General features: G+C 33.2%; 23 protein-coding genes and 1 other RNA gene. 11 read left to right on the plus strand and 13 right to left on the minus strand.

The genetic code is table 11. From position 1 onward, the window contains the following. Positions 1-2,174, plus strand: a 2,174-nt coding sequence (pheT, locus tag KAOT1_RS06045) for a phenylalanine--tRNA ligase subunit beta (RefSeq protein ID WP_007093857.1), incomplete at its 5' end; no start/stop codon positions are given. A 603-nt stretch (positions 2,175-2,777) separates the two neighbouring features. Continuing rightward, on the plus strand, positions 2,778-2,930 hold the full coding sequence (locus KAOT1_RS22770; RefSeq protein WP_007093858.1) for a hypothetical protein: 153 nt from the start codon (positions 2,778-2,780) through the stop codon (positions 2,928-2,930). 125 nt (positions 2,931-3,055) lie between these two features. Here the strand turns inward: KAOT1_RS22770 and KAOT1_RS06050 are convergent, their stop codons facing one another. Then, positions 3,056-4,684 (minus strand): ABC-F family ATP-binding cassette domain-containing protein, encoded by a 1,629-nt coding sequence (locus KAOT1_RS06050; RefSeq protein WP_007093859.1) that lies wholly within the window; start codon positions 4,682-4,684, stop codon positions 3,056-3,058. Between the two features lie 192 nt (positions 4,685-4,876). Between KAOT1_RS06050 and KAOT1_RS21925 the strand changes: the two genes are divergently transcribed. Continuing rightward, positions 4,877-6,295: a TlpA family protein disulfide reductase gene (locus KAOT1_RS21925; RefSeq protein WP_007093860.1), complete on the plus strand. Its 1,419-nt coding sequence runs from the start codon at positions 4,877-4,879 to the stop codon at positions 6,293-6,295. Between the two features lie 197 nt (positions 6,296-6,492). On the opposite strand, the gene fsa is transcribed toward KAOT1_RS21925, so the two are convergent. From fsa to KAOT1_RS06080, 5 genes are all read right to left on the minus strand, one after another. Continuing rightward, a complete protein-coding gene (gene fsa / locus KAOT1_RS06060) occupies positions 6,493-7,146 on the minus strand; it encodes a fructose-6-phosphate aldolase (protein ID WP_007093861.1) in 654 nt (217 codons plus the stop codon). A gap of 442 nt (positions 7,147-7,588) precedes the next feature. Continuing rightward, positions 7,589-8,221 carry a hypothetical protein gene (locus tag KAOT1_RS06065; protein ID WP_007093862.1) on the minus strand — a complete coding sequence of 211 codons (633 nt, stop codon included), beginning with the start codon at positions 8,219-8,221 and terminating at the stop codon, positions 7,589-7,591. Continuing rightward, the gene (locus KAOT1_RS06070; protein ID WP_007093863.1) at positions 8,222-8,455 is read right to left on the minus strand and encodes a VF530 family protein; all 234 of its coding nucleotides are present in this window, start codon (positions 8,453-8,455) and stop codon (positions 8,222-8,224) included. It lies immediately after the preceding gene. Further along, a complete protein-coding gene (locus KAOT1_RS06075) occupies positions 8,448-8,813 on the minus strand; it encodes a hypothetical protein (RefSeq protein WP_007093864.1) in 366 nt (121 codons plus the stop codon). Before KAOT1_RS06075 ends, KAOT1_RS06070 begins: the two co-directional genes overlap by 8 nt. Position 8,814: 1 nt before the next feature. Beyond that, positions 8,815-9,381, minus strand: coding sequence for a hypothetical protein (locus KAOT1_RS06080; protein WP_007093865.1), 567 nt, complete (start codon positions 9,379-9,381; stop codon positions 8,815-8,817). A 171-nt stretch (positions 9,382-9,552) separates the two neighbouring features. Here KAOT1_RS06080 and KAOT1_RS06085 point away from each other — a divergent pair, with 171 nt between their 5' ends. Beyond that, positions 9,553-10,068 (plus strand): hypothetical protein, encoded by a 516-nt coding sequence (locus KAOT1_RS06085; RefSeq protein WP_007093866.1) that lies wholly within the window; start codon positions 9,553-9,555, stop codon positions 10,066-10,068. A gap of 14 nt (positions 10,069-10,082) precedes the next feature. Here KAOT1_RS06085 and KAOT1_RS06090 read toward each other — a convergent pair whose 3' ends face one another. The 3 genes from KAOT1_RS06090 to ffs all read right to left on the minus strand — a co-directional run bounded on the left by KAOT1_RS06090 (position 10,083) and on the right by ffs (position 11,625). After that, positions 10,083-10,616 carry a DUF2199 domain-containing protein gene (locus KAOT1_RS06090; RefSeq protein WP_007093867.1) on the minus strand — a complete coding sequence of 178 codons (534 nt, stop codon included), beginning with the start codon at positions 10,614-10,616 and terminating at the stop codon, positions 10,083-10,085. Between the two features lie 14 nt (positions 10,617-10,630). Beyond that, the gene (locus KAOT1_RS06095) at positions 10,631-11,437 is read right to left on the minus strand and encodes an SDR family oxidoreductase (protein WP_007093868.1); all 807 of its coding nucleotides are present in this window, start codon (positions 11,435-11,437) and stop codon (positions 10,631-10,633) included. A gap of 89 nt (positions 11,438-11,526) precedes the next feature. Further along, an RNA gene (ffs, locus tag KAOT1_RS22315) (signal recognition particle sRNA small type) lies at positions 11,527-11,625 on the minus strand. Positions 11,626-11,711: 86 nt separating this feature from the next. Between ffs and KAOT1_RS06100 the strand changes: the two genes are divergently transcribed. The 7 genes from KAOT1_RS06100 (at position 11,712) to KAOT1_RS06130 (ending at position 19,424) form a co-directional block, all read left to right on the plus strand. Beyond that, positions 11,712-12,776 carry a glutaminyl-peptide cyclotransferase gene (locus KAOT1_RS06100; RefSeq protein WP_007093869.1) on the plus strand — a complete coding sequence of 355 codons (1,065 nt, stop codon included), beginning with the start codon at positions 11,712-11,714 and terminating at the stop codon, positions 12,774-12,776. 119 nt (positions 12,777-12,895) lie between these two features. Beyond that, positions 12,896-13,564: a YggS family pyridoxal phosphate-dependent enzyme gene (locus KAOT1_RS06105; RefSeq protein ID WP_007093870.1), complete on the plus strand. Its 669-nt coding sequence runs from the start codon at positions 12,896-12,898 to the stop codon at positions 13,562-13,564. A gap of 58 nt (positions 13,565-13,622) precedes the next feature. Then, on the plus strand, positions 13,623-14,987 hold the full coding sequence (locus KAOT1_RS06110) for an exonuclease domain-containing protein (protein WP_007093871.1): 1,365 nt from the start codon (positions 13,623-13,625) through the stop codon (positions 14,985-14,987). 66 nt (positions 14,988-15,053) lie between these two features. After that, the gene (locus KAOT1_RS06115) at positions 15,054-17,021 is read left to right on the plus strand and encodes a DUF3857 domain-containing protein (RefSeq protein WP_083777292.1); all 1,968 of its coding nucleotides are present in this window, start codon (positions 15,054-15,056) and stop codon (positions 17,019-17,021) included. A gap of 20 nt (positions 17,022-17,041) precedes the next feature. Then, positions 17,042-17,878, plus strand: a complete 837-nt coding sequence (locus tag KAOT1_RS06120) for an ion transporter (RefSeq protein ID WP_007093873.1) — start codon at positions 17,042-17,044, stop codon at positions 17,876-17,878. 12 nt (positions 17,879-17,890) lie between these two features. Next, positions 17,891-18,796: a tRNA (adenosine(37)-N6)-dimethylallyltransferase MiaA gene (miaA, locus tag KAOT1_RS06125; RefSeq protein WP_007093874.1), complete on the plus strand. Its 906-nt coding sequence runs from the start codon at positions 17,891-17,893 to the stop codon at positions 18,794-18,796. Positions 18,797-18,917: 121 nt separating this feature from the next. Next, complete coding sequence (locus tag KAOT1_RS06130; RefSeq protein WP_007093875.1) at positions 18,918-19,424, plus strand: cupin domain-containing protein; 507 nt, start codon at positions 18,918-18,920, stop codon at positions 19,422-19,424. 71 nt (positions 19,425-19,495) lie between these two features. Here the strand turns inward: KAOT1_RS06130 and KAOT1_RS06135 are convergent, their stop codons facing one another. The 4 genes from KAOT1_RS06135 to KAOT1_RS06150 form a co-directional block, all read right to left on the minus strand. Further along, positions 19,496-20,209 carry a response regulator transcription factor gene (locus KAOT1_RS06135; protein WP_007093876.1) on the minus strand — a complete coding sequence of 238 codons (714 nt, stop codon included), beginning with the start codon at positions 20,207-20,209 and terminating at the stop codon, positions 19,496-19,498. 5 nt (positions 20,210-20,214) lie between these two features. Beyond that, complete coding sequence (locus tag KAOT1_RS06140; RefSeq protein WP_007093877.1) at positions 20,215-21,795, minus strand: sensor histidine kinase; 1,581 nt, start codon at positions 21,793-21,795, stop codon at positions 20,215-20,217. Between the two features lie 81 nt (positions 21,796-21,876). Beyond that, positions 21,877-22,461 (minus strand): dephospho-CoA kinase, encoded by a 585-nt coding sequence (gene coaE, locus KAOT1_RS06145; RefSeq protein ID WP_007093878.1) that lies wholly within the window; start codon positions 22,459-22,461, stop codon positions 21,877-21,879. Continuing rightward, on the minus strand, positions 22,458-23,420 hold the full coding sequence (locus KAOT1_RS06150; protein ID WP_007093879.1) for a CdaR family protein: 963 nt from the start codon (positions 23,418-23,420) through the stop codon (positions 22,458-22,460). Before KAOT1_RS06150 ends, coaE begins: the two co-directional genes overlap by 4 nt. Positions 23,421-23,422 lie beyond the last annotated feature (2 nt).

The raw sequence follows: 23,422 nt of genomic DNA on the forward strand, positions 1-23,422 counted from the left end.
TTGCCGCAGGACAAAAAGTGCCTGTCGCTACAGTAGGAACGACTTTATATGATGCAGAAGGAAACGGTTTTAAAATCAAGAAAGGGAAAATTCGTGGAGAAGTTTCTAACGGAATGATTTGCGCCGAAGACGAACTCGGATTAGGAGAAAGTCATGACGGAATTATGGTGTTGGACGAAACGTTAGTTCCTGGAACACCTGCAAGTGAAGTATTTGATATTGAAAATGATACCGTTTTTGAAATTGGTTTAACGCCCAATAGAGCTGACGCCATGAGTCATTACGGAGTTGCGAGAGATTTAAAAGCTGGTTTGCTTCAAAAAGATGTCAAACTGGAATTAATTACACCTTCTACAAGTAGTTTTAGAGTTGATAACAGAACGCTAAAAATTGATGTTGAAGTTGAAGATAAAAACTTAGCGCCACGCTATTGCGGAGTGACAATTTCTGGAGTGCAAGTAAAACCTTCGCCAGAATGGTTGCAACATCGTTTGAAAGCAATAGGCTTAACGCCGAAAAATAATGTGGTTGATGTCACCAATTATGTACTACACGAATTGGGTCAGCCATTACACGCGTTTGATGCAAATTATATTACAGGTAATAAAATCATTGTAAAAACTTTAGAAGCTGGTACAAAATTTACCACTTTAGATGAAGTTGAACGTGAATTACACGAAGATGATTTGATGATTTGTGATGCTGAAAAACCACTTTGCATTGCGGGTGTTTTTGGCGGAATTAAATCTGGTGTCACAGAAAACACTACTAATATTTTCTTAGAAAGTGCATATTTCAATCCAGTTTCTGTTCGTAAAACGGCAAAACGTCACGGTTTAAATACAGATGCTTCTTTCCGTTTTGAACGTGGAATTGATCCAAATATTACGGAATATGCGTTGAAAAGAGCCGCTTTGTTGATTCAAGAGTTGGCTGGTGGAGAAATTACAAGTGATGCAACCGACAGTTATCCAACAAAAATAGAAGATTTTCAAGTACGTGTTTCTTTCGAAAATATTACCAAATTAATTGGGGAAGAATTGCCGCGAGAAACCATCAAGAATATTTTATCGTCTTTAGAGATTAAAATTAATTCGGTTACTGATGGCGGATTGGGATTGACAATTCCTGCATACAGAGTTGATGTACAACGTGAAGCTGATGTGATTGAAGAAATTTTACGCGTATACGGATATAATAATATTCAGTTTGATGAAAAATGGCATACGTCTATTTCAAACACTTCTCGTTATGAAGATTATAAATTACAAGATGTTGTTGCCAATCAATTAGTGTCGCAAGGTTTTTATGAAATCATGGCGAATTCATTGACGACAGCTACATATACAGAACTTTCTGAGCAATTAAAAACGGAACATAATATTACGATGTTGAATCCGTTGAGTAATGATTTGTCCGTAATGCGTCAATCGTTATTATTTTCTGGTTTGGAAGCAATTTCACATAACATCAACCGAAAACAAAGTGATTTAAAATTCTTTGAATTTGGAAAAACATATCATGCATACAGCGAAGAAAATCGTGAAGAACACAAACATTTATCGTTGTTAATTACAGGAAATTTACATGCAGAAACTTGGCGACAAAGCAAACCTGTAGCGACAGACTTTTTCTATGCAAAAGGAATTGTAACCGCAGTTTTATCACGTTTAGGATTGAATTCACTAAAAACGTCTCCTATTAAAAATGATTTATTTTCTGAAGGATTGACCTTGAGTTTAGGAAAAACAAAATTGGTTGAATTTGGAATTGTGAAACGCAAAGTTTTAAAAGCGTTTGACATTAAACAAGAAGTAATTTTCGCAGATTTTAATTGGGATAATGTGATTGAAGTTGCTAAAAACAGAAAAATCAAGTTTAAAGACATTCCGAAGTTTCCAAAAGTACGTAGAGATTTTGCCTTGTTGATTGACGAAGCGACTACGTTTGCGGAGATTCATTCAATTGCTAAACAAAGTGAACGTAATTTGCTAAAAGAAGTAAGTTTGTTTGATGTGTATCAAGGTGATAATTTACCGAAAGGAAAGAAAAGTTACGCCGTAAGCTTTACATTGCAAGACGAACACAAAACCCTGACAGACAAACAGATTGATAAAATAATGAACAAGTTACAAAAGAGTTTTGAGAAGCAATTGGGTGCAGAATTACGATAATTTTCATGTACACTTCGACTCGGCTCAGTGTACAATTTTAAAATATAAGAACGCTTTTTACAATGGTAGAAAGCGTTTTTTATTAGTTAACGTCAGTTCGATATAAATCATTCAATTTATATGTATAGTAATTTTAGCAATAATTCTGATATATAATTCATTTTTAGCGTTTTATTTTCGTTTTCTTTGCTTACCCAAAGAAAAGAAACAAAAGAAAGGGAACTTTTCCAGAGGTATTTTTAGTTTTTCTTTTTGGGGAAAACTAAAACCACATGAATTTTTCTAAATTTTCTCCAAGGCTTCGAAAATTTTTAACGAAAAACTCCTGCTATACTGCGGAAAAGAAAAGTTTCAAACTAAAATTCTTATGTCGAACTCACTTTAGTTAGATTTCAAAGCACTTCTTGATACATTTTTCCTCTTGAAAAATACTCGATGTGACTTTTATGATTGAAGGTAATGTATTTATATAAGAAAAAAGCGATCTAGTAATCTAAAAAGCATTAGTAGTCTCATAATCAAGAAAAAAATAGTACGGTAAAACCGTAATCATTCATAAGATAATTTTTCGTACATTTAATCCTTCATGAAAAAAAGAAAACTATGTTAGATAAAATTTCAAATCTCGACGGATTTAGTTTTATTAATAAAAACGGGCAACGAAACATTATTGGTGGAGCGCCACGTTTTTGTAATGATCGCAAGCCTTGTGATTATCCTTATGATTGCTACAGCGGAATTTGCCGACTTCCGTAGCGTGTAAATAATTCTGAATTTATAGTATTGATACAATACTTCCGCATAAAAAAGTCCCTTGAAATAGTTTTTCAAGGGACTTTTTAGCTATTTATATTTTTAATAGTGATGACACTACACTGAGCTTAAGCCAACGTATACATTTTTTCACGTTGTTCTTTTATTTTCTTGTCATTCATATAATCGTCAAACGTTGAATATCTATCAATCACTCCTGTTGGTGTTAACTCGATAATTCTGTTGGCAACCGTTTGTGCAAATTCATGATCGTGTGTGGTAAATAAAACGGTTCCTTTGAAATTTTTCAACGAATTGTTAAACGCTGTAATACTTTCTAAGTCTAGGTGGTTTGTTGGCTCGTCTAACATTAATACGTTTGCACGAATCATCATCATACGCGATAACATACAACGTACTTTTTCTCCTCCAGAAAGTACTCTAGCTGTTTTTAAGGCTTCTTCTCCACTGAAAATCATTTTTCCTAAGAATCCACGAACGTATACTTCTTCTCTTTCTTCTTCGGTCGTTGCCCATTGACGTAGCCAATCAACCAATGTCAAATCGTTGTCAAAGTATTCTGAGTTATCAACAGGTAAGTAGGCTTGTGACGTAGTAACTCCCCATTTGTACGTTCCCGCGTCAGCGTTTATTTTATCATTAATGATTTCGTAAAAAGCGGTGGTTGCACGTGAATTTTTAGAAATAACCGCCACTTTATCGCCTTTTGCCAAGTTGATGTTTACATTTTGAAATAGTATTTCACCTTCCGCAGAGGCTTTCAATCCTTCTACATTTAAAATTTGATCTCCTGCTTCGCGATCTCTGTCAAAAATTATGGCAGGATAACGACGACTAGAAGGTTTGATGTCTTCTACTTTTAAGCGTTCTAACATTTTTTTACGAGAAGTCGCTTGTTTCGATTTTGCTACGTTGGCACTAAATCGTTGGATGAATTCTTGTAATTCTTTTGCTTTGTCTTCTGCTTTTTTGTTTTGTTGCGCGCGTTGTCTTGCGGCTAGCTGGCTACTTTCGTACCAAAACGTATAGTTACCACTGTAGTGATTTATTTTTGCAAAGTCAATATCTGAAATGTGCGTACAAACTGCATCCAAAAAGTGTCTATCATGCGAAACTACAATGACGCAGTTGTCATAATTTGCCAAGAAATTTTCTAACCAAGAGATTGTTTCAAAATCTAAGTCGTTCGTAGGCTCATCCATAATCAATACATCAGGATTTCCAAAAAGTGCTTGTGCTAGTAACACACGTACTTTTTGTTTACCATCCAACTCGCTCATTAGTGAGTAATGATTTGCTTCAGGAATTCCTAAGTTTGATAACAATGCTGCGGCATCAGAATCGGCATTCCATCCGTTCATTTCTTCAAATTCTACTTGCAACTCTCCTACGCGTTCTCCATCTTTATCTGAGAAGTCTTCTTTGGCATATATTTCATCCATTTCTTTCTTTATCGCAAACAATGGTTTATTTCCCATGATTACGGTTTCTAAAACAGGATATTCGTCATATGCGAAGTGATCTTGCTCCAACACAGACATACGTTTGCCAGGTTCTAAGCTAACATGCCCGGAAGTAGGTTCCATCTTTCCTGATAAAATTTTTAAAAAAGTGGATTTACCAGCGCCGTTCGCTCCGATAACACCATAGCAATTTCCTGTTGTAAACGTAGTATTTACTTCGTCAAATAAGACACGTTTACCAAATTGCACTGATAAGTTAGATACAGATAACATTCTTTTAGTTTTTTGTTCTTTTTTTTATATTGCGCAAAAGTAAGAATTACATTGAATATTACTAAGGATTACGGCAAATTTTACTATGCTGTTTCTTAACGTTTTTACCAATATTTTTAACAGCCTATTAACAGCGTATTGCATTTGTGATAGTTAGTTTTGTTAAAACTTGAAAAAGTTGACCAAGTTACTATGAAGTATATTACCCCATTATTACTTATATTTATTTGCTTTGGTTGTGATAACGCCACTAAAAATGCGACTAAAGATGTTGCTTATTTTGGTGGAGAAATTATCAATCCGCAGGATGATTATGTGTTGTTATATCACCAAGGAGCTTTTGTAGATTCCTTGCAGTTGGATGATAACAATCGTTTTTTAACAAAATTGAAAGATCATAAAAACGGATTGTATAAGTTTTATCACAACAGAGAGTATCAATATATCAATCTTGAAAAGGGTGATAGTTTATTGTTACGCTTAAATACTTTTGCTTTTGACGAATCTTTGTTTTTTACAGGGAAAGGCGCTGAAAAGAACAATTTTTATATTGAATTGTTTTTGTTGAATGAAAGTCACGAAGAACCTGTGTATCAATATTCGCAATTGGATAGCGATACTTTTTTGAAGAAGATTGATTCGCTACAAAATATCAAACTAAAGAAACAAGAAAAGTTTCTGGTAAACAATCCGAATGTTTCTGAAGAATTTAAAAACTTTACGGACAAAGTTATCAAATATAGAAGCTTTCGCTATCGTGAAACGTATCAGAATATGTTTCATAACTTAAAGAAGAAAGATTCGACGCTTTCCATTAGTGATTCATTTTTCGATTACAAGAAAGATGTAGATATGAACGATTCTACAATGAGTTATTACCGTCCGTATGCACGTTATATTATGCAGTTTATCAACAATTCTTCATATAGTGAATGTATGCGTAAATCGTGGAAAGGCAACCAAGCGGTAAATACTTCATTGACGTATAATAAGAACAAACTGGCTTTGATTGATAGTTTGGTAACGTATCCTTTTTTACGTAATGAATTGTTGCGTTTTACAGCATATTCGTATTATAGTCACAATACTTCCAACATTCCAAAGAATAATGAATTTTTTAAAATTTACCAACAAGTAGCAACGGATAAGGAATCGAAAGAAGAAATTTCAAACTTACATATTGGTGTTAAAAATTTACAGAAAGGCAATAGTTTTTCCAATCAAATTTACGTGTATGATAGTGCGTATAATAGAATTCCGCTAAATCGACTGAATTCGAAAAAAGGAAAGACTATTTTTTATTTTTGGACTTCCAAACAAATGCGCCACAAACATTTGATTACTGAAAAGATCAAAGTCTTGGCAAAAGAATATCCTAATTTAAATATTATTGGAATTAGCTTAGATTCCGATCATAAACGTTGGAAAAAAGCCGTGGCAGAACTGAAATTTCCTGGCAGCAGACAGTATCGAGTTGGTAGAAAAGATGATTTGTTGCGAGACTTCGCATTGATTAATATCAATAAACTAATCATTACCGATCAAAGTGGAAATATTGTCAACGGTTTTGCTAGTATTTACAATACAGATTTACGAGATCAATTAAAGTAAATTTATATTTTCAATCTTATCATAAAATTTATTAAATCGAGTTCTGTGTTGAGATTCGTTTGAAACTTATACCAATTCTACTATACAAAATTGAACGCAAAAAAACGTCTTAGAATTTCCAAGACGTTTTCATTTATAATATGAATCGAGCTTAAATTCGGTTTCACGAATAACTCGAAGTAATTTTTATAAAATGTTTAGTTTCCTTTCTTATAATCTGCTAAGAATTTTTCCAAACCAATGTCTGTTAACGGATGTTTTAATAAACCAACAATCGATTTCAATGGACCTGTCATTACATCAGCACCAATTTTTGCACAATCAATCACGTGCATTGTATGACGTACTGAAGCAGCCAAAATTTCTGTTCCGAAACCGTAATTGTCATAAATCATTCTGATTTCCGCTATAAGGTTCAATCCATCTGTAGAAATATCATCCAAACGCCCAATAAATGGCGATACATACGTTGCACCTGCTTTTGCTGCCAATAGCGCTTGTCCCGCAGAAAATACTAAGGTTACATTTGTTTTAATTCCTTTATCCGAAAAATATTTACACGCTTTTACGCCATCCGCAATCATTGGAAGCTTTACCACAATTTGCGGATCTAGTGCTGCCAACTCCTCGCCTTCTTTTACCATTCCTTCAAAGTCTGTAGCAATTACTTCTGCAGAAACATCACCTTCTACAATCTCACAAATTGCTTTGTAATGGTTGATAATATTTTCTTTTCCAGTAATTCCTTCTTTTGCCATTAGTGATGGATTTGTTGTTACTCCATCCAAAATACCTAAAGCTTGTGCTTCACGAATTTGATCTAAGTTAGCCGTGTCAATAAAAAATTTCATCTGTTATCTAATTTAATATAAAGTTGTGTTTTCTTTTTTAGGGCGTTTTTACAGGCTATTCACTATATCTCCCAATCAAGTTGGGAGGATGCCGTTACTATCCTTAACGCAATTTTGCGTAAAATTACAATATTAAAACATGTGAAAACAACCTCAACTTGTAGAATAGTTCGTGAGTTATTAACATTTTCATGAAACGAATTGTTTCTTTTTAGTTTTAAAAACTATAGAAAGCCGAAGTAAATAAATAATTGTGCAATGGTATCAAAAAAGCCTGCGTTAACAGGCTTTCAATCCAAATTTCAAAGTATAGCTACTGTTCTACACTAAAGAAGCAGTAGTATATTTTCTTTTGTTTCTCACTTTCAAATTACGATAAAACTTACGGTATTTTTAGCAAAATATGTGTAGTTGTCACATTTGCATGTAATGTTGGTTCATTTTAAGCTTCTTTTGTCTGTTTGGGAAATCTTTCTGTAAGATTATCTATAAGATATACTTTGTGTTTTGGATCTGATTTTTCAATGAGTATATCTAGAAACTGTCGGAATTCTTCTTTTTTGTATTCCTTCATAGGAATGATGACATCTGATTTTTCGGTAAACCCTAATATTAAGTCAGTTGCAAGCTTAGAAGTTCCGATGTAGTTAAGCGTTTTTAAGTCTCGTTTCTTTTTCCAACGGTTGTTGTAATGCAACCAATCTCCAGTTATAAAAACGGTTACAGGCTTTTTCTTTTTATACATAAAATACATTATAATATTTACCAAAGAACCAAACCAAAATAGGATTACAATTGGAAGTTTACTGTTCGTTATACCTTTCGTGTGTAAATCGATTACATACATGAGTGTCCATATTATTGCAATTGCAAAACCGAATGTTTCCAATGATTTTCGGTAGCTTCTCATTTGAAATTCTCCTGAAATTTTATAACGCAATACAGCATATTCCCAAAAAAATAAAATGAAAAAATACAATAGTAACAATACAATACTGATTAGCAAAGGAAGTTTCCATAAGTATCCATACAGAAGTATTATTAAAACCAATATAATACCAATGAAGTATTTCATTTAGTTATGTTTTGTTTCCGCAAGCACTCTGAGATACAATTGTTCTACTTTGGTTCGTGCCCAAGGAGTTCTACGCAAAAATTTTAAGCTCGATTTTACGGAAGGATCATTTTTAAAACAATTGATATTGATACGTTTTGCTAATTCTTCAAAACCATAATATTCCACAAGTGTTTCTACAATTTCAGCAAGTTTTATTCCGTGCAACGGATTATTAGGTTGTTCATTACTCATCTCTTGGCTTTCTTTTATACGTGTAACGAAGGCTTATTCCATCTGCATTATGTTCAAAAGACATGGTATCGTCTTCTATTTTTGTGATGATATATTGATTTTTCCCAATAATTAATAATGTATCGTCAAGTTCATACGTTACTACCAAAGCAAAATCACCAACCTCCATAATTAGAGAATCATCTTCACGGAATGTTAGCAAAACATCAGTACTCATAAGTGTATCTTTTTCAGCATTTGAAATATCTCCAACAACAGTATCAAATTGCCAAGTGCCAATAATTTTTTCGTTAAAATCTGTTTGTGAAATCGCACTATTGATAAAGAAAACTAGAAAAAGAAGACTTACAATTCGCATACTATTTCTGTGTATTAAGTTGAACATGTGCTGAAAAATAATTGGAAAACCATTTCAAATCATCGATCAAATACTGCTCTGTTTCAGCATCAAAGCCCAAAATCAAATGTTTGTTTTGCTGTGTGTCTACTAAAAACAAATTTCCGGAATAAGTTTGTTCGTCTAATTTCTTAATGGTGTAATCAAAATGTTTGATATTATTAGTATCAAAGCGTTTAGAAGCTTCTTTAGTATTGAGAATAATTTCTTTGTGACCTAAAACTTTAGTGAGCTTGTTTGCTTTCGATTTTGATCGCATTCGAATAATATTCGTAATTCCGAAAGAAATAAAAAGAATGCTTGCTACAATTACTTTTCTACTGTGCGATTCTCTAATTACTGAATCAATCGGAAATAGAAAACCCAAAATTGCAATCCCTGCTATAATTGGTAAAAAAATCAAGCCTAATAAAATAGTATAATCTGTGTTTGATTGTGCAATTATGATTTTATCATTTTTCTTAGAAAAAGAAATCTTTAAGCGTTTTAATTTAGATTCTAAAAGTGTAGTATTTACGTTTTGCTGCATGTATTATTACGAATTATGATTCTAAAGTAGTTTATATTCCTGAATATCTGTGTAAGTTTACTATAAAAAGTTACACGCCTTCCATTTATAAACACACAATTAAAAATTTATGCTCCAAACTGTAACGTATTTAATAAAACAATCACGAATATATTATAAAAAAATATGACTATGGATGATTTTTTGGAGCGAATAAAAGTATTAAAACGAAAACAGATCAAACTACCGATTTCAAAATCTGAGTTTATCAATAGATTCAGACAGAATGTTGACGAAGGAGATATTGGTATGTTTTCTGGAACTTTTGAAGCTTTTTCATCAAGCAAAAACAAATACAAAGGCAGTATTTCCAGCAACTCATTCAAAATGAGAAAACGCAGAGAGTTATTTGACAGAGGACGAAATTTAGCAAAAATTACAGCGCAATTTCGCCAACAAGAAGATCATACACTGATCGATTTAGAAATTAAAGGATTTCATTATTTCATCATCTTTTACTACGTCTTTATCACGATTTTTTATATCATATTCCTGTCCTTTTCAGGATTTCTAGCGTTTGAAACGTTTGCTATTTTCATCATTATTCACGCAGTATTAATGTATTGTCTTCCCTATTTTTTCATGCGAAAACAGACAAAAAACACTGCTGAAGATATTGAAAAAGAATTGTTTTTTATGACGAGGTAGTAAACTTTTTAAAACTACTTTAAAGCATCATACATAGCATGAATTCTATGTTCCGCTTCTGCATTAGTGATTCCGTTATAAAAATCTTTTACAAATGGATGCTCAAAATCGTCATGAGGGAAAATTTCTGGTCTTTTATTTCCTTTTTTTATCAGTACATTCATCGGAATATTTATCATGTTTTCATATGCAGGCAATTCATTACATAACCAACCAAAATATCCTGTTTCATGTTGTTTATTCTTAAAATTATCTGAATAATCTCTAAAGCTTTTTTCACTTAAAGAAACCCAAAGTCCATATTCTAAAAATACATCGTAATCGATTATTTTTTGCTTTAACACAACTCTAATGAAATAATTTGTTTCTGTTTCGTATTGAATTATACAAAAATCGTCTGAAAGTGTTGCGATTTCTTTCTTTTGACTCTTTGAGAGATTATGATAATTTTCTGGCGAGACAAACGCTAATGCAGGCCATTGTTGATGAACTTCTCCACATTGGGAACATGAATATTGCTTTTTATTTTTCTTCTTACGCCAAAACATTTTTGAAACGGTATTTACAACTTATAATGATTCATCAGCATTTTTTCATACACTTTGTCTGGCAACGCACGTTTAAGCACAATTGAAAATTTCTGCATAAATGCGCCAACTTTGTAATGAATTTTTGGTTTTTTCGTTTGAATGATCTTTAAAACTGCTTCTGCCATAATTGTAGGATCAGAACCTGCATCAACATGCGAATCCATTTCTTTTAACATCGTTCCATACACTTCTTTATACGGAGAGTTTTCATAAACTGGCGTATGATAACGTCCAGCAGCAATATTGGTAGCAAAATCGCCTGGCGCAACATTTGCAATTTCAATTCCAAACATTTTCACTTCCATGCGCATGGCTTCCGTAACCAACTCTAAAGCACCTTTAGTTGCTGAGTAAATTCCGCGATACGGCAATCCCATATAACCTGCAATAGAAGTTACATTGACAATATGACCACTTTTTTGTTTGCGCATTTGAGGTAAAACGGCTTTCATCACTGCAATCGGACCGTATAAATTTGTCTGAAATGCCTTGTGAATTTCTTCTTCGGGCGTTTCTTCAATTGGACCTGTAATTCCAACGCCTGCATTATTAATCAAAACATCCAAACGACCTTCTGCTTCAATAATGGTAGTAACTGCTTTCTGGATTGTTGCGGTATCACGCACATCTAGTGCAATCAATTTAAAAGCTGTAAAATCCTTAAACTTGTCAGGATTTCTACTTGTTCCGTACACGGTATAACCTTTTTCGGCTAGAAGAATTCCAATAGATTTTCCAATTCCTGATGAACCACCAGTAATTAATACAACTTTTGACATGCGCTTAGTTTTGATTGTTTTTTACAAATATAAACTCTTTATAAATGCATCGTGAAGTTTTTTTGAGGTCGTTGACTTTAGGGTACAAAAAATGGCAAGCTACCTACATCACACCGCTACGACCGTATACCTTTGCTGCGTTCCCGCCCTGGAGGATTCAACAGGAGCTGGTTGTGTAGGACTTGCCGCTGCAAATATAAAATGTTTTTACATTATAACAATGATTTTTTAAACTGATTTTTATGAATTACCTTGCCAGAAATAAAGAATTCCAATGAAATTTTATAATATATTCATAATCACTTTTTTAAGCCTAACGGTTTTTTCATGCGGTGGCGAAAAAAAATCAACAACTCCTAAATTTTCTTTAAAAATTGATGGGAAAACAGAAAAATTTAAGTTGAATAGCGCAATTAAAGCAACATTAATCAACTCAGAAAACAAGACTATTTCGAATGTTGATTATAAAATTAACGATGAAAAGTTATCAAATTCGAGTAAAAATCCGTTGATTTTAGAAACTACAATTCCTGAAACAACCTTATTAGGAAAGCAAAATTTAAAAGCTACCATTACGTATGATGATGGCAAAACGACAACTACTCGTAAAAATTTGACGATTCTATCCAACATGAAACCGAAAGTGTATACCTATAAAATTATCAATACATTTCCGCACGATCAAAAAGCATATACACAAGGATTGGAGTTTTTTAGAGATACATTATTTGAAAGTACGGGACAGCGTGGACAATCTTCACTACGAAAAGTAGATTATAAAACGGGGAAAATTTACCAAAAAATAGAATTAGACAATCGCTATTTCGGCGAAGGAATTACGGTTTTAAATGACAAATTATACATGCTTACGTGGCGTTCAAATACAGGCTTTATATATAATCCTAATAATTTAGAACGAATTGACACCTTTACCTATCAAAATAGTAAAGAAGGTTGGGGATTGTGTAATGATGGCGAAAAATTATACAAGAGCGACGGAACAGAAAATATCTGGATTCTAGATCCTAAAACGTTAAAAGAACAATACGCGATTCAGGTTTGTGACAACAAACGAACGTATGTAAAAGCAAACGAATTGGAATACATTAACGGAAAGATTTTTGCGAATAGCTATCAAAATCCGAGCATGATGATTATAAATCCAAAAAATGGTGCTTTGGAAGGAATTATAGATTTTAGAGGTTTAAAGGAAAAAGTAACCAATCACTCGCAAATTGACGTTTTTAACGGAATTGCTTTCAATACAAAAACCAACACATATTTTGTTACTGGAAAGTACTGGGACAAGCTTTTTGAAGTGGAGATTGTAGAGAAATAAGGTTCTTCCCATGAAGACAACAACTCACAACTCATAACTCACAACAAACACCTAATTCCTCACCAACCACTAGCCTATTCCTCAAATTATCATTATTTTTGCATCAATAATTTCTTTACATGTCAATTACTTCAAAAATTCAAGAATACCAACAAAAATTACCAACTCACGTTACTCTTGTAGCAGTTTCAAAAACAAAACCTATAAGCGATTTACAAGAAGCATATACTGCTGGACAACGTGTATTTGGGGAAAACAAAATTCAGGAAATGGCAGAAAAATGGGAAGCACTTCCCAAAGATATTTCTTGGCACATGATTGGACACGTACAGCGAAATAAGGTAAAATATATGGCTGAATTTGTGGATCTGATTCACGGAGTTGATAGTTACAAACTACTAAAAGAAATTAACAAACAAGCAAAAAAATACAATCGTGTCATTAATTGCTTGCTTCAAATAAAAATTGCGGAAGAAGATTCTAAGTTTGGAATGTCTGTCGAAGAAGCTACAACATTGCTCGCTTCTGAGGAGTTTCAACAATTAGAAAATGTTGCAATTGTCGGTTTAATGGGAATGGCAACTTTTACAGACGACACTTCACAAGTTCAACAAGAATTTAAAAACTTAAAAACGACCTTCGACACTTTAAAAGCTATTCATAACTACTTAAAAATCATATCAATGGGAATGAGTGGCGATTACGAATTGGCAATTCAAGAAGGAAGTACGATGGTACGAATAGGCAGTAGCATCTTCGGTGCGCGAAATTATGCGTCAGTAAACTAAGCAAATCCTTTAGTTATTTTTATATTTATACCCAAATTATAAAAACAACGCATATCGTTTGTACGCAATAGTAGACATAGAAACCACTGGAGGAAAATATAATGAAGAAGGAATTACTGAAATAGCTATCTACAGATTTGACGGTCATGAAGTTGTTGACCAATTTATTAGTTTGGTAAATCCTGAGCGAGAAATTCAACCGTTTGTGGTAAATTTGACAGGAATCAATTCAAGAATGCTCCGCGATGCACCAAAATTCTACGAAGTAGCCAAGCGTATTGTCGAAATTACTGAAGATTGTATCATTGTAGCACACAACGCTAGTTTTGATTACCGCATTTTACAACTAGAATTCAAACGTTTAGGTTTCGAATATAAACGCAAAAGCCTCTGTACGGTTGAACTTTCAAAGAAACTAATTCCCGAAATGGAATCATACAAGCTAGGAAAGCTGGTTCGTGCACTTGGAATTCCGATGAGTGACAGACATAGAGCTTCTGGCGATGCACTTGCAACAGTAAAACTTTTTCAATTATTACTCGATAAAGATTCCGAAAAAAACATCATTCAACAAGCTGTAAAAACAGAAATCAAGAAAAAAGTTGCTACACGTTTGCTCGATATTCTTGAAAATTTACCTTCTGCAACTGGTGTCTATTATATGCATAATGCCAAAGGTGAAATTATCTATATCGGGAAAAGTAAAAACATCAAAAAACGTGTCAATCAACATTTTACAGGAAAAAACAACAAATCAAAAAAGATTCAAAAACAAGTCGCAGCCGTTACTTTTGAACGTACAGGAAGCGAATTGGTCGCTCTTTTAAAAGAAAGTGAAGAAATTAAACGTAAAAGACCAATCTACAATCGAGCGCAACGCAAAAACATCTTTCAATTTGCAATGGGTTCTTATGTCGATGAAAATGGTTATATAGGTTTGCGTATTGAAAAAGCTGATGGACGTAAAAAACACATCACTACGTTTACCAACATGTCACAGGCAAAACACGTGATGTTTAAGCTTACGGAAGATTTTAAATTGTGTCAAAAAATAAACGAATTACATTCCTCAAAATCACAATGTTTTCAATATACTATTAAGGAATGTGATGGCGCATGTATCAACCAAGAAGACGTGACTTCTTATAACAAACGCGTGCAAGAAGCTATTGATAGATATAGTTATGCAAACAAAAATATGCTGATTATTGACAAAGGTCGTCACCACGATGAACGCAGTGCAATATTGATTGAAAACGGTCAATACAAAGGTTTTGGTTTTTACAGTCTCAACTATCAAATTACCAAAAGAGAGGTTTTAGAAAAAATCATTACACCTATGCAAAATAATAGAGATGTTCAACATATTATTCAAAGTCATCTTCGTCGTAAAAACAGATTTAAAATTATTCACTTACAATAGGCAATTACGTTTACATTGTAATCTTTAAAACCTAATTCACTCAGATCGAATTAATTAACCATACACATGAAACCGATTTATTTACTACTTACCATCTTATGTACCAGCTTTTGCTACGGACAAAACCCAATGAGTTCTAAATTTAACAGAGTTAGTCAAGACGAACTAAATATGAAAGTGTACGCAAAAGATACCACAGCGCATGCAGTCATTTTGGAAGAATATGGAGAAAACTTTTTTGACGTTGAAAATGATCGTATTTGGCTGATAAAACATTATTACGCTAAAATTAAAATTCTTGACAAGCAAGGTTTAGACGCTGCAAACATTGAAATTCCAGTCTACAAAAGTGAAAAATCTAGCGAATACATAAAAAACATAAAAGCAGTTACGCACAATCCTGGCGAAAAAAATGAATTAGCAGAAGATCAAGTTTTTACGGTAGATTTAAATAGTTTTTATGCGGAAAAGCGCTTCACGTTTCCCAATGTAAAAGTAGGAAGCGTGATTGAATACCAATACACATTACAATCGCCCTATATTTACAATTTTGAAGGTTGGGATTTTCAATCTGACATTCCAAAAATATACAGTGAATTTAATGCAAAAATTCCTGCAAACTATCGTTATAACAGAAGTTTAAAAGGTTTTCAGAAACTTGATGTAAATGAAGCTTCGGTAAAAAAAGGTTGTTTTAGAATCCCTGGAATTCCCGATAGAGCCGATTGTGAATTATTGCGTTATGCGATGAAAGATATTCCTGCGTTTAAGGAAGAATCGTACATGCTTTCCAAAAACAATTATATTTCAAGAATTGCCTTTGAACTATCTGAATATGTTCGCTTAGATGGCAGAAAAGATGTCTATACAAAATCGTGGAAAGCGGTTGATAAAGACATGCGAAAAGACAAAGATATTGGCGCGCAGGTTCGTAAAAACAAATTCTTTAAAAACAAACTTTCTGATGAAATACTGAATGAACCTTCCGAATTAAAAAAAGCCAAAAAAATATATGCTTTTATCAAAGATCATTACACTTGGAACGGAAAATACGGCCTTTTTGGTGATGCAAACGTGCGTCAGGCATTTCAAAATCGTACAGGAAATGTTCCCGAAGTCAATTTATCTTTAGTAAACAGCCTGTTGGCTGCCGATATTAAAACGGAAACGGTACTATTGTCTACACGCGCCAAAGGTTTGCCAACACAAAAGCATCCGGTAATGTCTGATTTTAATTACTTAGTGGCAAAAGTGACCATTGGAGAAGAAGTATTTTTGCTTGATGCGACTGAAAAATTACTTTCCTTCGGATTGTTACCAATTCGTGCATTAAACTACAACGGACGCGCTATGGATTTCAAAAATCCGAGCTATTGGTTTACGATCAATCCGTATCAAGAAAATCGTCAAAATACCATTGTTTCTATTACTGTTTCTGAAGATGGAACTGCCAAAGGAAAAATTTCGCAAGTAAATACAGGATATTTAGCTTACCAAAAACGACAAGAGCTTCTTGAAAATGATACTGAAACTTATTTGGATGATTTTGAATCTTCCCTACCCTTTTTGGAGGTTTCTGATTATGAAGTAAAAGATCGCACCAATGTAGAAAAACCTATAAAAGAAATATTTACCTTAGATTTTGATGAAGATGGTTTTTCGAATTCGGAAACATTCTTAGATCCGTTTTTCTTAAAAGTTTTCTCTAAAAATCCGTTTGCGCTAGAAAAACGAGAATATCCTGTAGATTTTGCTTTCTCAAGAGTGTACACCACTCGTTTTTTAATGTCAATTCCGCCAACACATGAATTTGCCAATCTTCCAGAAAATCAAGAATTTACTATTGGTAATGGAAAAGCAATTTGTGCTTTAAAAACTGTACAGCAAAACGGACAATTGAACATGTCTTTCAAACTGATTATCAACAACTTCTATTTTGAACCACAAGAATATCAAGAATTGAAAGACTTTTTTAGTAAATTATCAATTCTACAGAAAAACACGCGATTAATCATAAAAAAGAAAAATTCCTAAATAAGTAGTAAATTTACAATATGGCAAAAAATTGGAAAGCAACACTTCATGAGGTTATATACGAAGCAGATACACCTGCGGGAAAATTATTTGATGTAGTATTACTTTTTTTAATTCTAGCAAGTATTTTGCTGGTAATGCTTGAAAGTGTTAATGAATTTGCAGAAAAACACGGAACATTATTGTATGTTTCCGAGTGGATTATTACAATTTTATTTACGTTTGAATATTTTGCCAGAATCATTTCCATAAAAAAACCATCACGATATATTTTTAGTTTCTACGGAATCATAGATTTTCTGTCTACCATTCCAATGTATTTATCATTTTTTATCGTTGGTTCGCAATCGCTCATTGCGTTACGTGCTTTACGTTTAATGCGTATTTTTAGAGTTTTAAAATTAGCGAGATACATTGGCGAGTCTAACAATATCATGCGTGCTTTGAATGCGAGTAAGATTAAAATTGGCGTGTTTATCATGTTTATTTTAATTTTGTGTACCATTTTAGGATCGGTCATGTATTTGATTGAAAGTGGTGAAGACAGCGGATTTACAAGCATTCCAAGAAGTATTTATTGGGCAATTGTCACACTTACTACTGTTGGCTACGGAGACATTGCGCCACATACTGCGTTGGGACAATTTATTGCGTCCATCATTATGATTCTTGGTTACGGAATTATTGCCGTTCCTACGGGAATTGTGACTGCCGAACTTGCCAATCAAGATAAAGAAGATGGTACGTTGCATTTAAATACGCAATCGTGCCCAAACTGTGCTGCGGAAAAACACAAGAATAAAGCAGAATATTGTTATAATTGTGGCGAAAGTCTTAATCCAGAAGAATCTGATTAACCTAACCTTTGTATGTCCAAATATCTTATTTCAGTTGTTGGTGCAACCGCTATCGGAAAAACAGCGTTGAGTATTAAGCTTGCCAAACATTTCCAAACGGAGATTATTTCCTGCGATTCAAGACAGTTTTTTAAGGAAATGACCATTGGTACGGCGGTTCCTTCTGAAGATGAATTGAATGCAGCGAAACATCATTTTATTCAACATATTAGCATTTTTGACAATTATAATGTTGGACAATTTGAAAAAGATGCCATTACAAAGCTTGACGAGTTGTTTCAGCAATATAATATTGTTGTCATGGTTGGCGGAAGTGGTTTGTATGCAGATGCAGTAATTAAAGGTTTAGATGAATTCCCAAAGGTAAATCCTCAAATACGAGAAGATTTAAATGAAGAATTGGCTACCAACGGAATTGTTTCGCTTCAAGAGAAACTAAAAACGCTTGATCCTGTATATTATGAAAAAGTGGCACTTGAAAACCCACATCGTTTAATACGCGCATTGGAAATTTGCATTGGAAGCGGAAAACCATATTCTAGCTTTTTGAAAGATAAAACAGCGAGTCGAAATTTTAAAACGATTAAAATTGGCTTGTCAGCAGATAGACCAATCATGTACGATCGTATCAATCGTCGTGTAGATATCATGATGAACGAAGGATTGTTGGAAGAAGCAAAAGCGTTACATCCGCATAAAGCGTTGAATGCCTTGCAAACAGTTGGTTACCGTGAGCTTTTTAATTATTTTGATGGCGATTGGACGCTCGATTTCGCCGTAAGCGAGATTAAAAAAAACAGCAGACGTTTTGCCAAAAGACAAGGAACTTGGTTTCGAAAAGATGCACAAACAGTGTGGTTTGATTATCAAGAAGATGTAGCGAATATTATTGAGGAAATTGAGCGTAGACTTTGTTAGATTTTTAGACTGTTTGTTGTTGATTTGTTCTTTGCTTATTAGCAAATATCAACATACCAAGAGCAAAGCGATACCAAAATACTAAAAGCAAAGCAATACCAACATACTAAATACCCAAAAGATGCTCCCAGAAATAAAAAAATTAGTTGAAAATTTACACCTATTGCCACATCCTGAAGGCGGATTTTACAAAGAAGTATATCGAAGTGAAAAAGTAATTCCGAAAAATGCGTTGCTTGATGATTTTTCAGGCGATCGCAGTTATTGTACAAGTATTTATTTTTTGCTTACTTCCAAGAATTTTTCTGCATTTCACAGAATTAAACAAGATGAAATTTGGCATTTTTATGGAGGAAGTGCTCTTAGCGTACATGTAATTGACAAAGAAGGAAAGTATACCGAACATAAAGTTGGAATGAATTTCTCTAAAGGAGAAGAACCGCAATTGGTTGTTCCTGCAGGTTGCTGGTTCGCGTCAAGCGTAGCAAAAGAAAATTCGTATGCATTTGTCGGTTGTACCGTAGCGCCAGGATTTGATTTTGAAGATTTTGAATTGGCAAAAGGTGCCGATTTAGCTTCGGAATATCCTCAGTATTCGAGTATTATCTATAGACTTACTAGAGAATAATTGAAAAAGTCGACATTCGGGAAGTCGACTATTTTTTTCAAGTGTTTAGGGGAAATACGAATAATACTTTACTACTCTGCTTTATTTTTGATGACTAATCTAAATCCTTCACCATGAATATTTAAGATTTCCACGTCTTCGTCTCTTTTTAGATACTTACGTAGTTTTGCAATATAAACATCCATTGATCTAGAAGTGAAGTAGTTATCATCTCTCCATATCTTTGTTAATGCTAATTCTCTTGGCATTAAATCATTTTCATGTAGTGCTAACAAGCGTAGCAATTCGTTCTCCTTTGGCGATAATTTAATCGGTTCTTCATCATCGAATGTTAAAAAACGAAGTTTAGAGTTTAAACTAAATCTTCCAATGACAAACTCAAATTGTTTGCTGTCTGCTACAGAATCTGATGTTTTACGTTGCATTATTGCTTTGATTTTCATCAATAATACTTCCGAATCAAAAGGTTTATTTAAGTAGTCGTCTGCTCCTACTTTGTAGCCTTTCATTACATCTTCTTTTAATGCTTTTGCGGTTAAGAAAATGATAGGAACTTCTGTATTTTTTTCACGAATTTCTTTCGCAAGTGTAAAACCATCCTTGTACGGCATCATTACGTCAAGTATGCAAAGGTCGTAATTGTCTTTTTTGAATTTTTCAAATCCTTCCATTCCGTTCTTTGCATGAACAACGTCATAATCGTTCATTGAGAGATAGTCTTTTAATACAGTTCCAAAATTCGGATCATCTTCTACTAATAAAATTTTTTTGTTTTGAATCTCCATGTTAGTTACGATATTAATGGTAATTTAATAATGAATGTACTTCCTTTGCCCTTCTCACTTTCAACGCCTATTTGACCTTCGTGGTCATCAACAATTCGTTTTACGTAAGCCAAGCCAAGTCCGTGCCCTTTTACATTATGAATATCACCTGTATGTTCTCTATAAAATTTTTCAAATATTCTCTTTTGTACAGATTTGGACATTCCTTGTCCCTGATCTTTTACTTTAATCTGTATATAATTTTTCACCTTTTCGGTGTAAATGTCAATTTTTGGTTCGCCTTCCGTGTATTTAATAGCATTGTCTAATACATTGACTAACACGTTGGTAAAGTGTGTATCATTTGCCATTACCATACTATCTTTGGCGTTTAAATGTGTTTTCACATAACCATTTCTGTCTTCTACAATTAGCTCAATATGAGACATGGCATCTTCTATTAAGTCGTGCACATCTACTTCTTCCTTACTAATTTCCAATTGATTTTTCTCTAGTTTGGAAATTTGCAATACATTTTCAACTTGTGCATGCATTCGTTTGTTTTCTTCACGAATCATTCCCAAATAACGCTTTACTTTTTCTTTATCATCAATTACTTTAGGGTTTCTTACCGCATCTAACGCCAAGTTTATTGTTGCAATTGGTGTTTTAAATTCGTGCGTCATATTGTTGATGAAATCAGTTTTAATTTCTGAAATCTGCTTTTGTTTTATCAACTGATACAAAGCACTTGAATACGCTATTATGATAATTAATGTAAACACAATCGACATGATTGCCATTCCCATGATAGATGATAATACATACTTATTTTTCTTGGGAAAACTAACAAATAAGGTGTAATTTCTACTGTCTCCATCTTCAAATAGTGGAACATCATACATACCACCATTTGTTATTTTGAACTGATCCGATTTTATCTTTGTGGCAAGTCCATCATCATACACGCCAAATTCATAATCTAAATTAAGTCCCAACTTATCTAAGTTGTTCTTTATCAAAAAATCTAGAATATCAACAGATACGCGCTTATGAATTGGAATCTGCTTAGTGAATTCATTAATATCGTCTTGATATTGAGCCATTTTTCTAGAAATATTATCTACTTCACGCATACGCTCAATAAAGGATAAACTACTCACATTTGGATCATCCAATAAGTCTTCTTTGTATACAGTACGCGTTTTTACACGTGTGTAATTTTTTAAACTCGTACTATCATCTTCATTATTACTGTCAATGAACGTTGGAAAAATATTGTAATCTTCTTCTATGATTCCTCTTGAATAAATACTTGTTTCATTGTTCTTTTCATTTCTACTTGTAATTTGTAGTATGCTAACAATTTGGGAACTTTCAGGTTCTTCAATACTATCTATTAACTGTTGAAATTTTGTATAGTATTTAAGGTGTTCAGACTGAATAACACTTTCAGTAACATTCGTTAGAACTTGGTTTGCATTTAAGGAAAAAGATTCTTGCTTTTCTTTTACAGCAGAAGCTATCCAATATCCTTGAACAAATATAATTCCCACGAGCGATAAACTCATTAAAATAACTAGAACAACAAATAATCGTTTACTCATTCGATCAAAATTAACGTATAATATCGGTTATAATAACTTTTTAACCAAACCTTAACAAATATGTTAATTTTATCAGATTATCTAGCGTATCAGCGATATTTCCTGATGTATTTTGACTACTTGTGCTTTTGCCTTTTCGAGATCTTCATTATGAATTACATAATCGGAAAGTGCTATTTTTCGTTCGTCACTCCACTGATTGTCCATGCGATCTTGAATAGCTTCTCTTGAGGTTTGATCTCTTAGCAATAATCGGCGAAAACGCTCTTCTATCGGAGCTACCACGGTAATAATCTTGTCGCATTGTTTATAGGAATCGTTTTCAAATAAAATAGCAACTTCTTTTATCACATAGGTTTCTTCGCTTCGTTCCGCATACCAATCTTTAAAATGTTGTCCAACTTTTGGATGCACAATAGCATTTATCTTTTTTAATGCTGCTGGCTTGTTAAAAACTATGTTAGATAGATATTTTCTGTTCAACTCACCATTAATATAAGTTTTTTCGCCAAAAGCAGCAATTAATTCACTTTTTAATGTTTCTGATGAATGCATAAGCTTCTTTGCTTCTACGTCTGCAATGTAGATAGATACACCTAATTCCTGAAACATTTTTGCAATGGTCGTTTTTCCGCTTCCAATGCCACCTGTAAGTCCTACAATCATTTCTTTATTAAAAAGTTTATTTTTGTGTTTTCGATTCGATATGTCTTTGCCGTTTTTGGAAATTTCACCAATTTCGGAATCAAAAAAGAAGCTTCTGTTTTTTCAATATCCTTGTAATCGCAGTAAATTGCAAAGTCGCTTGCCGTAATTTTATTAAAATCTGTAACGTTTGCCGTATACGTAATCGTGACTTCTTTTGGGAATAATTTGATCGAATATCCTTGCGGAAGATTTTGCACACGTATAGGAATATCTAATTTTCCTTCGGTGAATTTATCAACTTTTGCAACAGCTTTTACGGTTGGTTGTGAAAATTTGAGCCGTTTTAACGAATCGTTTTTTAAAAGTTTTAATTCGAGATTAATATCCTTGCTAATGTCTTCAACTTGCCTGATTTCCGTATAAACGACCTTTAAACTATCAATGACATCTTCTGGTCCTGAAACTTCAATGGTCTTTGGTTGAACCTGCAAAGAATCATACAAATTATATCCTTTTTCAAATGCTAATTCCAATTGAGGAATTACAGGAACTGCTTTCGTTTTGTTCTTTCCTAGTTTTAAAAATAAAGTATCTGGCGCAACTTTTAATATTTCAATTCCTTGATATATATGTCTATTTACTGCTGTATTTGAAAGTACATAAAATATATTTTCGCCTTTTGTCTTTTTAACTTTCTCTAAATCGACTTCAATTTCTTTTTTAAATACCTTCTGACTCAACATACGAAAACCCGAAGTTCTTACGCGTGCTTCTATGTTGCTTTCTTGATTTCCTAGCAAAATTTTATCGTCTGACAAATTCGTGTAAACGACTTTCATTTTTATCGTGTCTGTATACGTATTTGATAATTTTACTAAAGTCCATACAATAAAAGAAATGACAAAAAAGATGAGAAATACGTTAATTTTCTTCCCTTTAAAAGTTGCTTTAAATAAACTTTGAATTCCTTTAATCATTG

Source organism: Kordia algicida OT-1 (genome assembly GCF_000154725.1).
Lineage (GTDB): Bacteria > Bacteroidota > Bacteroidia > Flavobacteriales > Flavobacteriaceae > Kordia > Kordia algicida.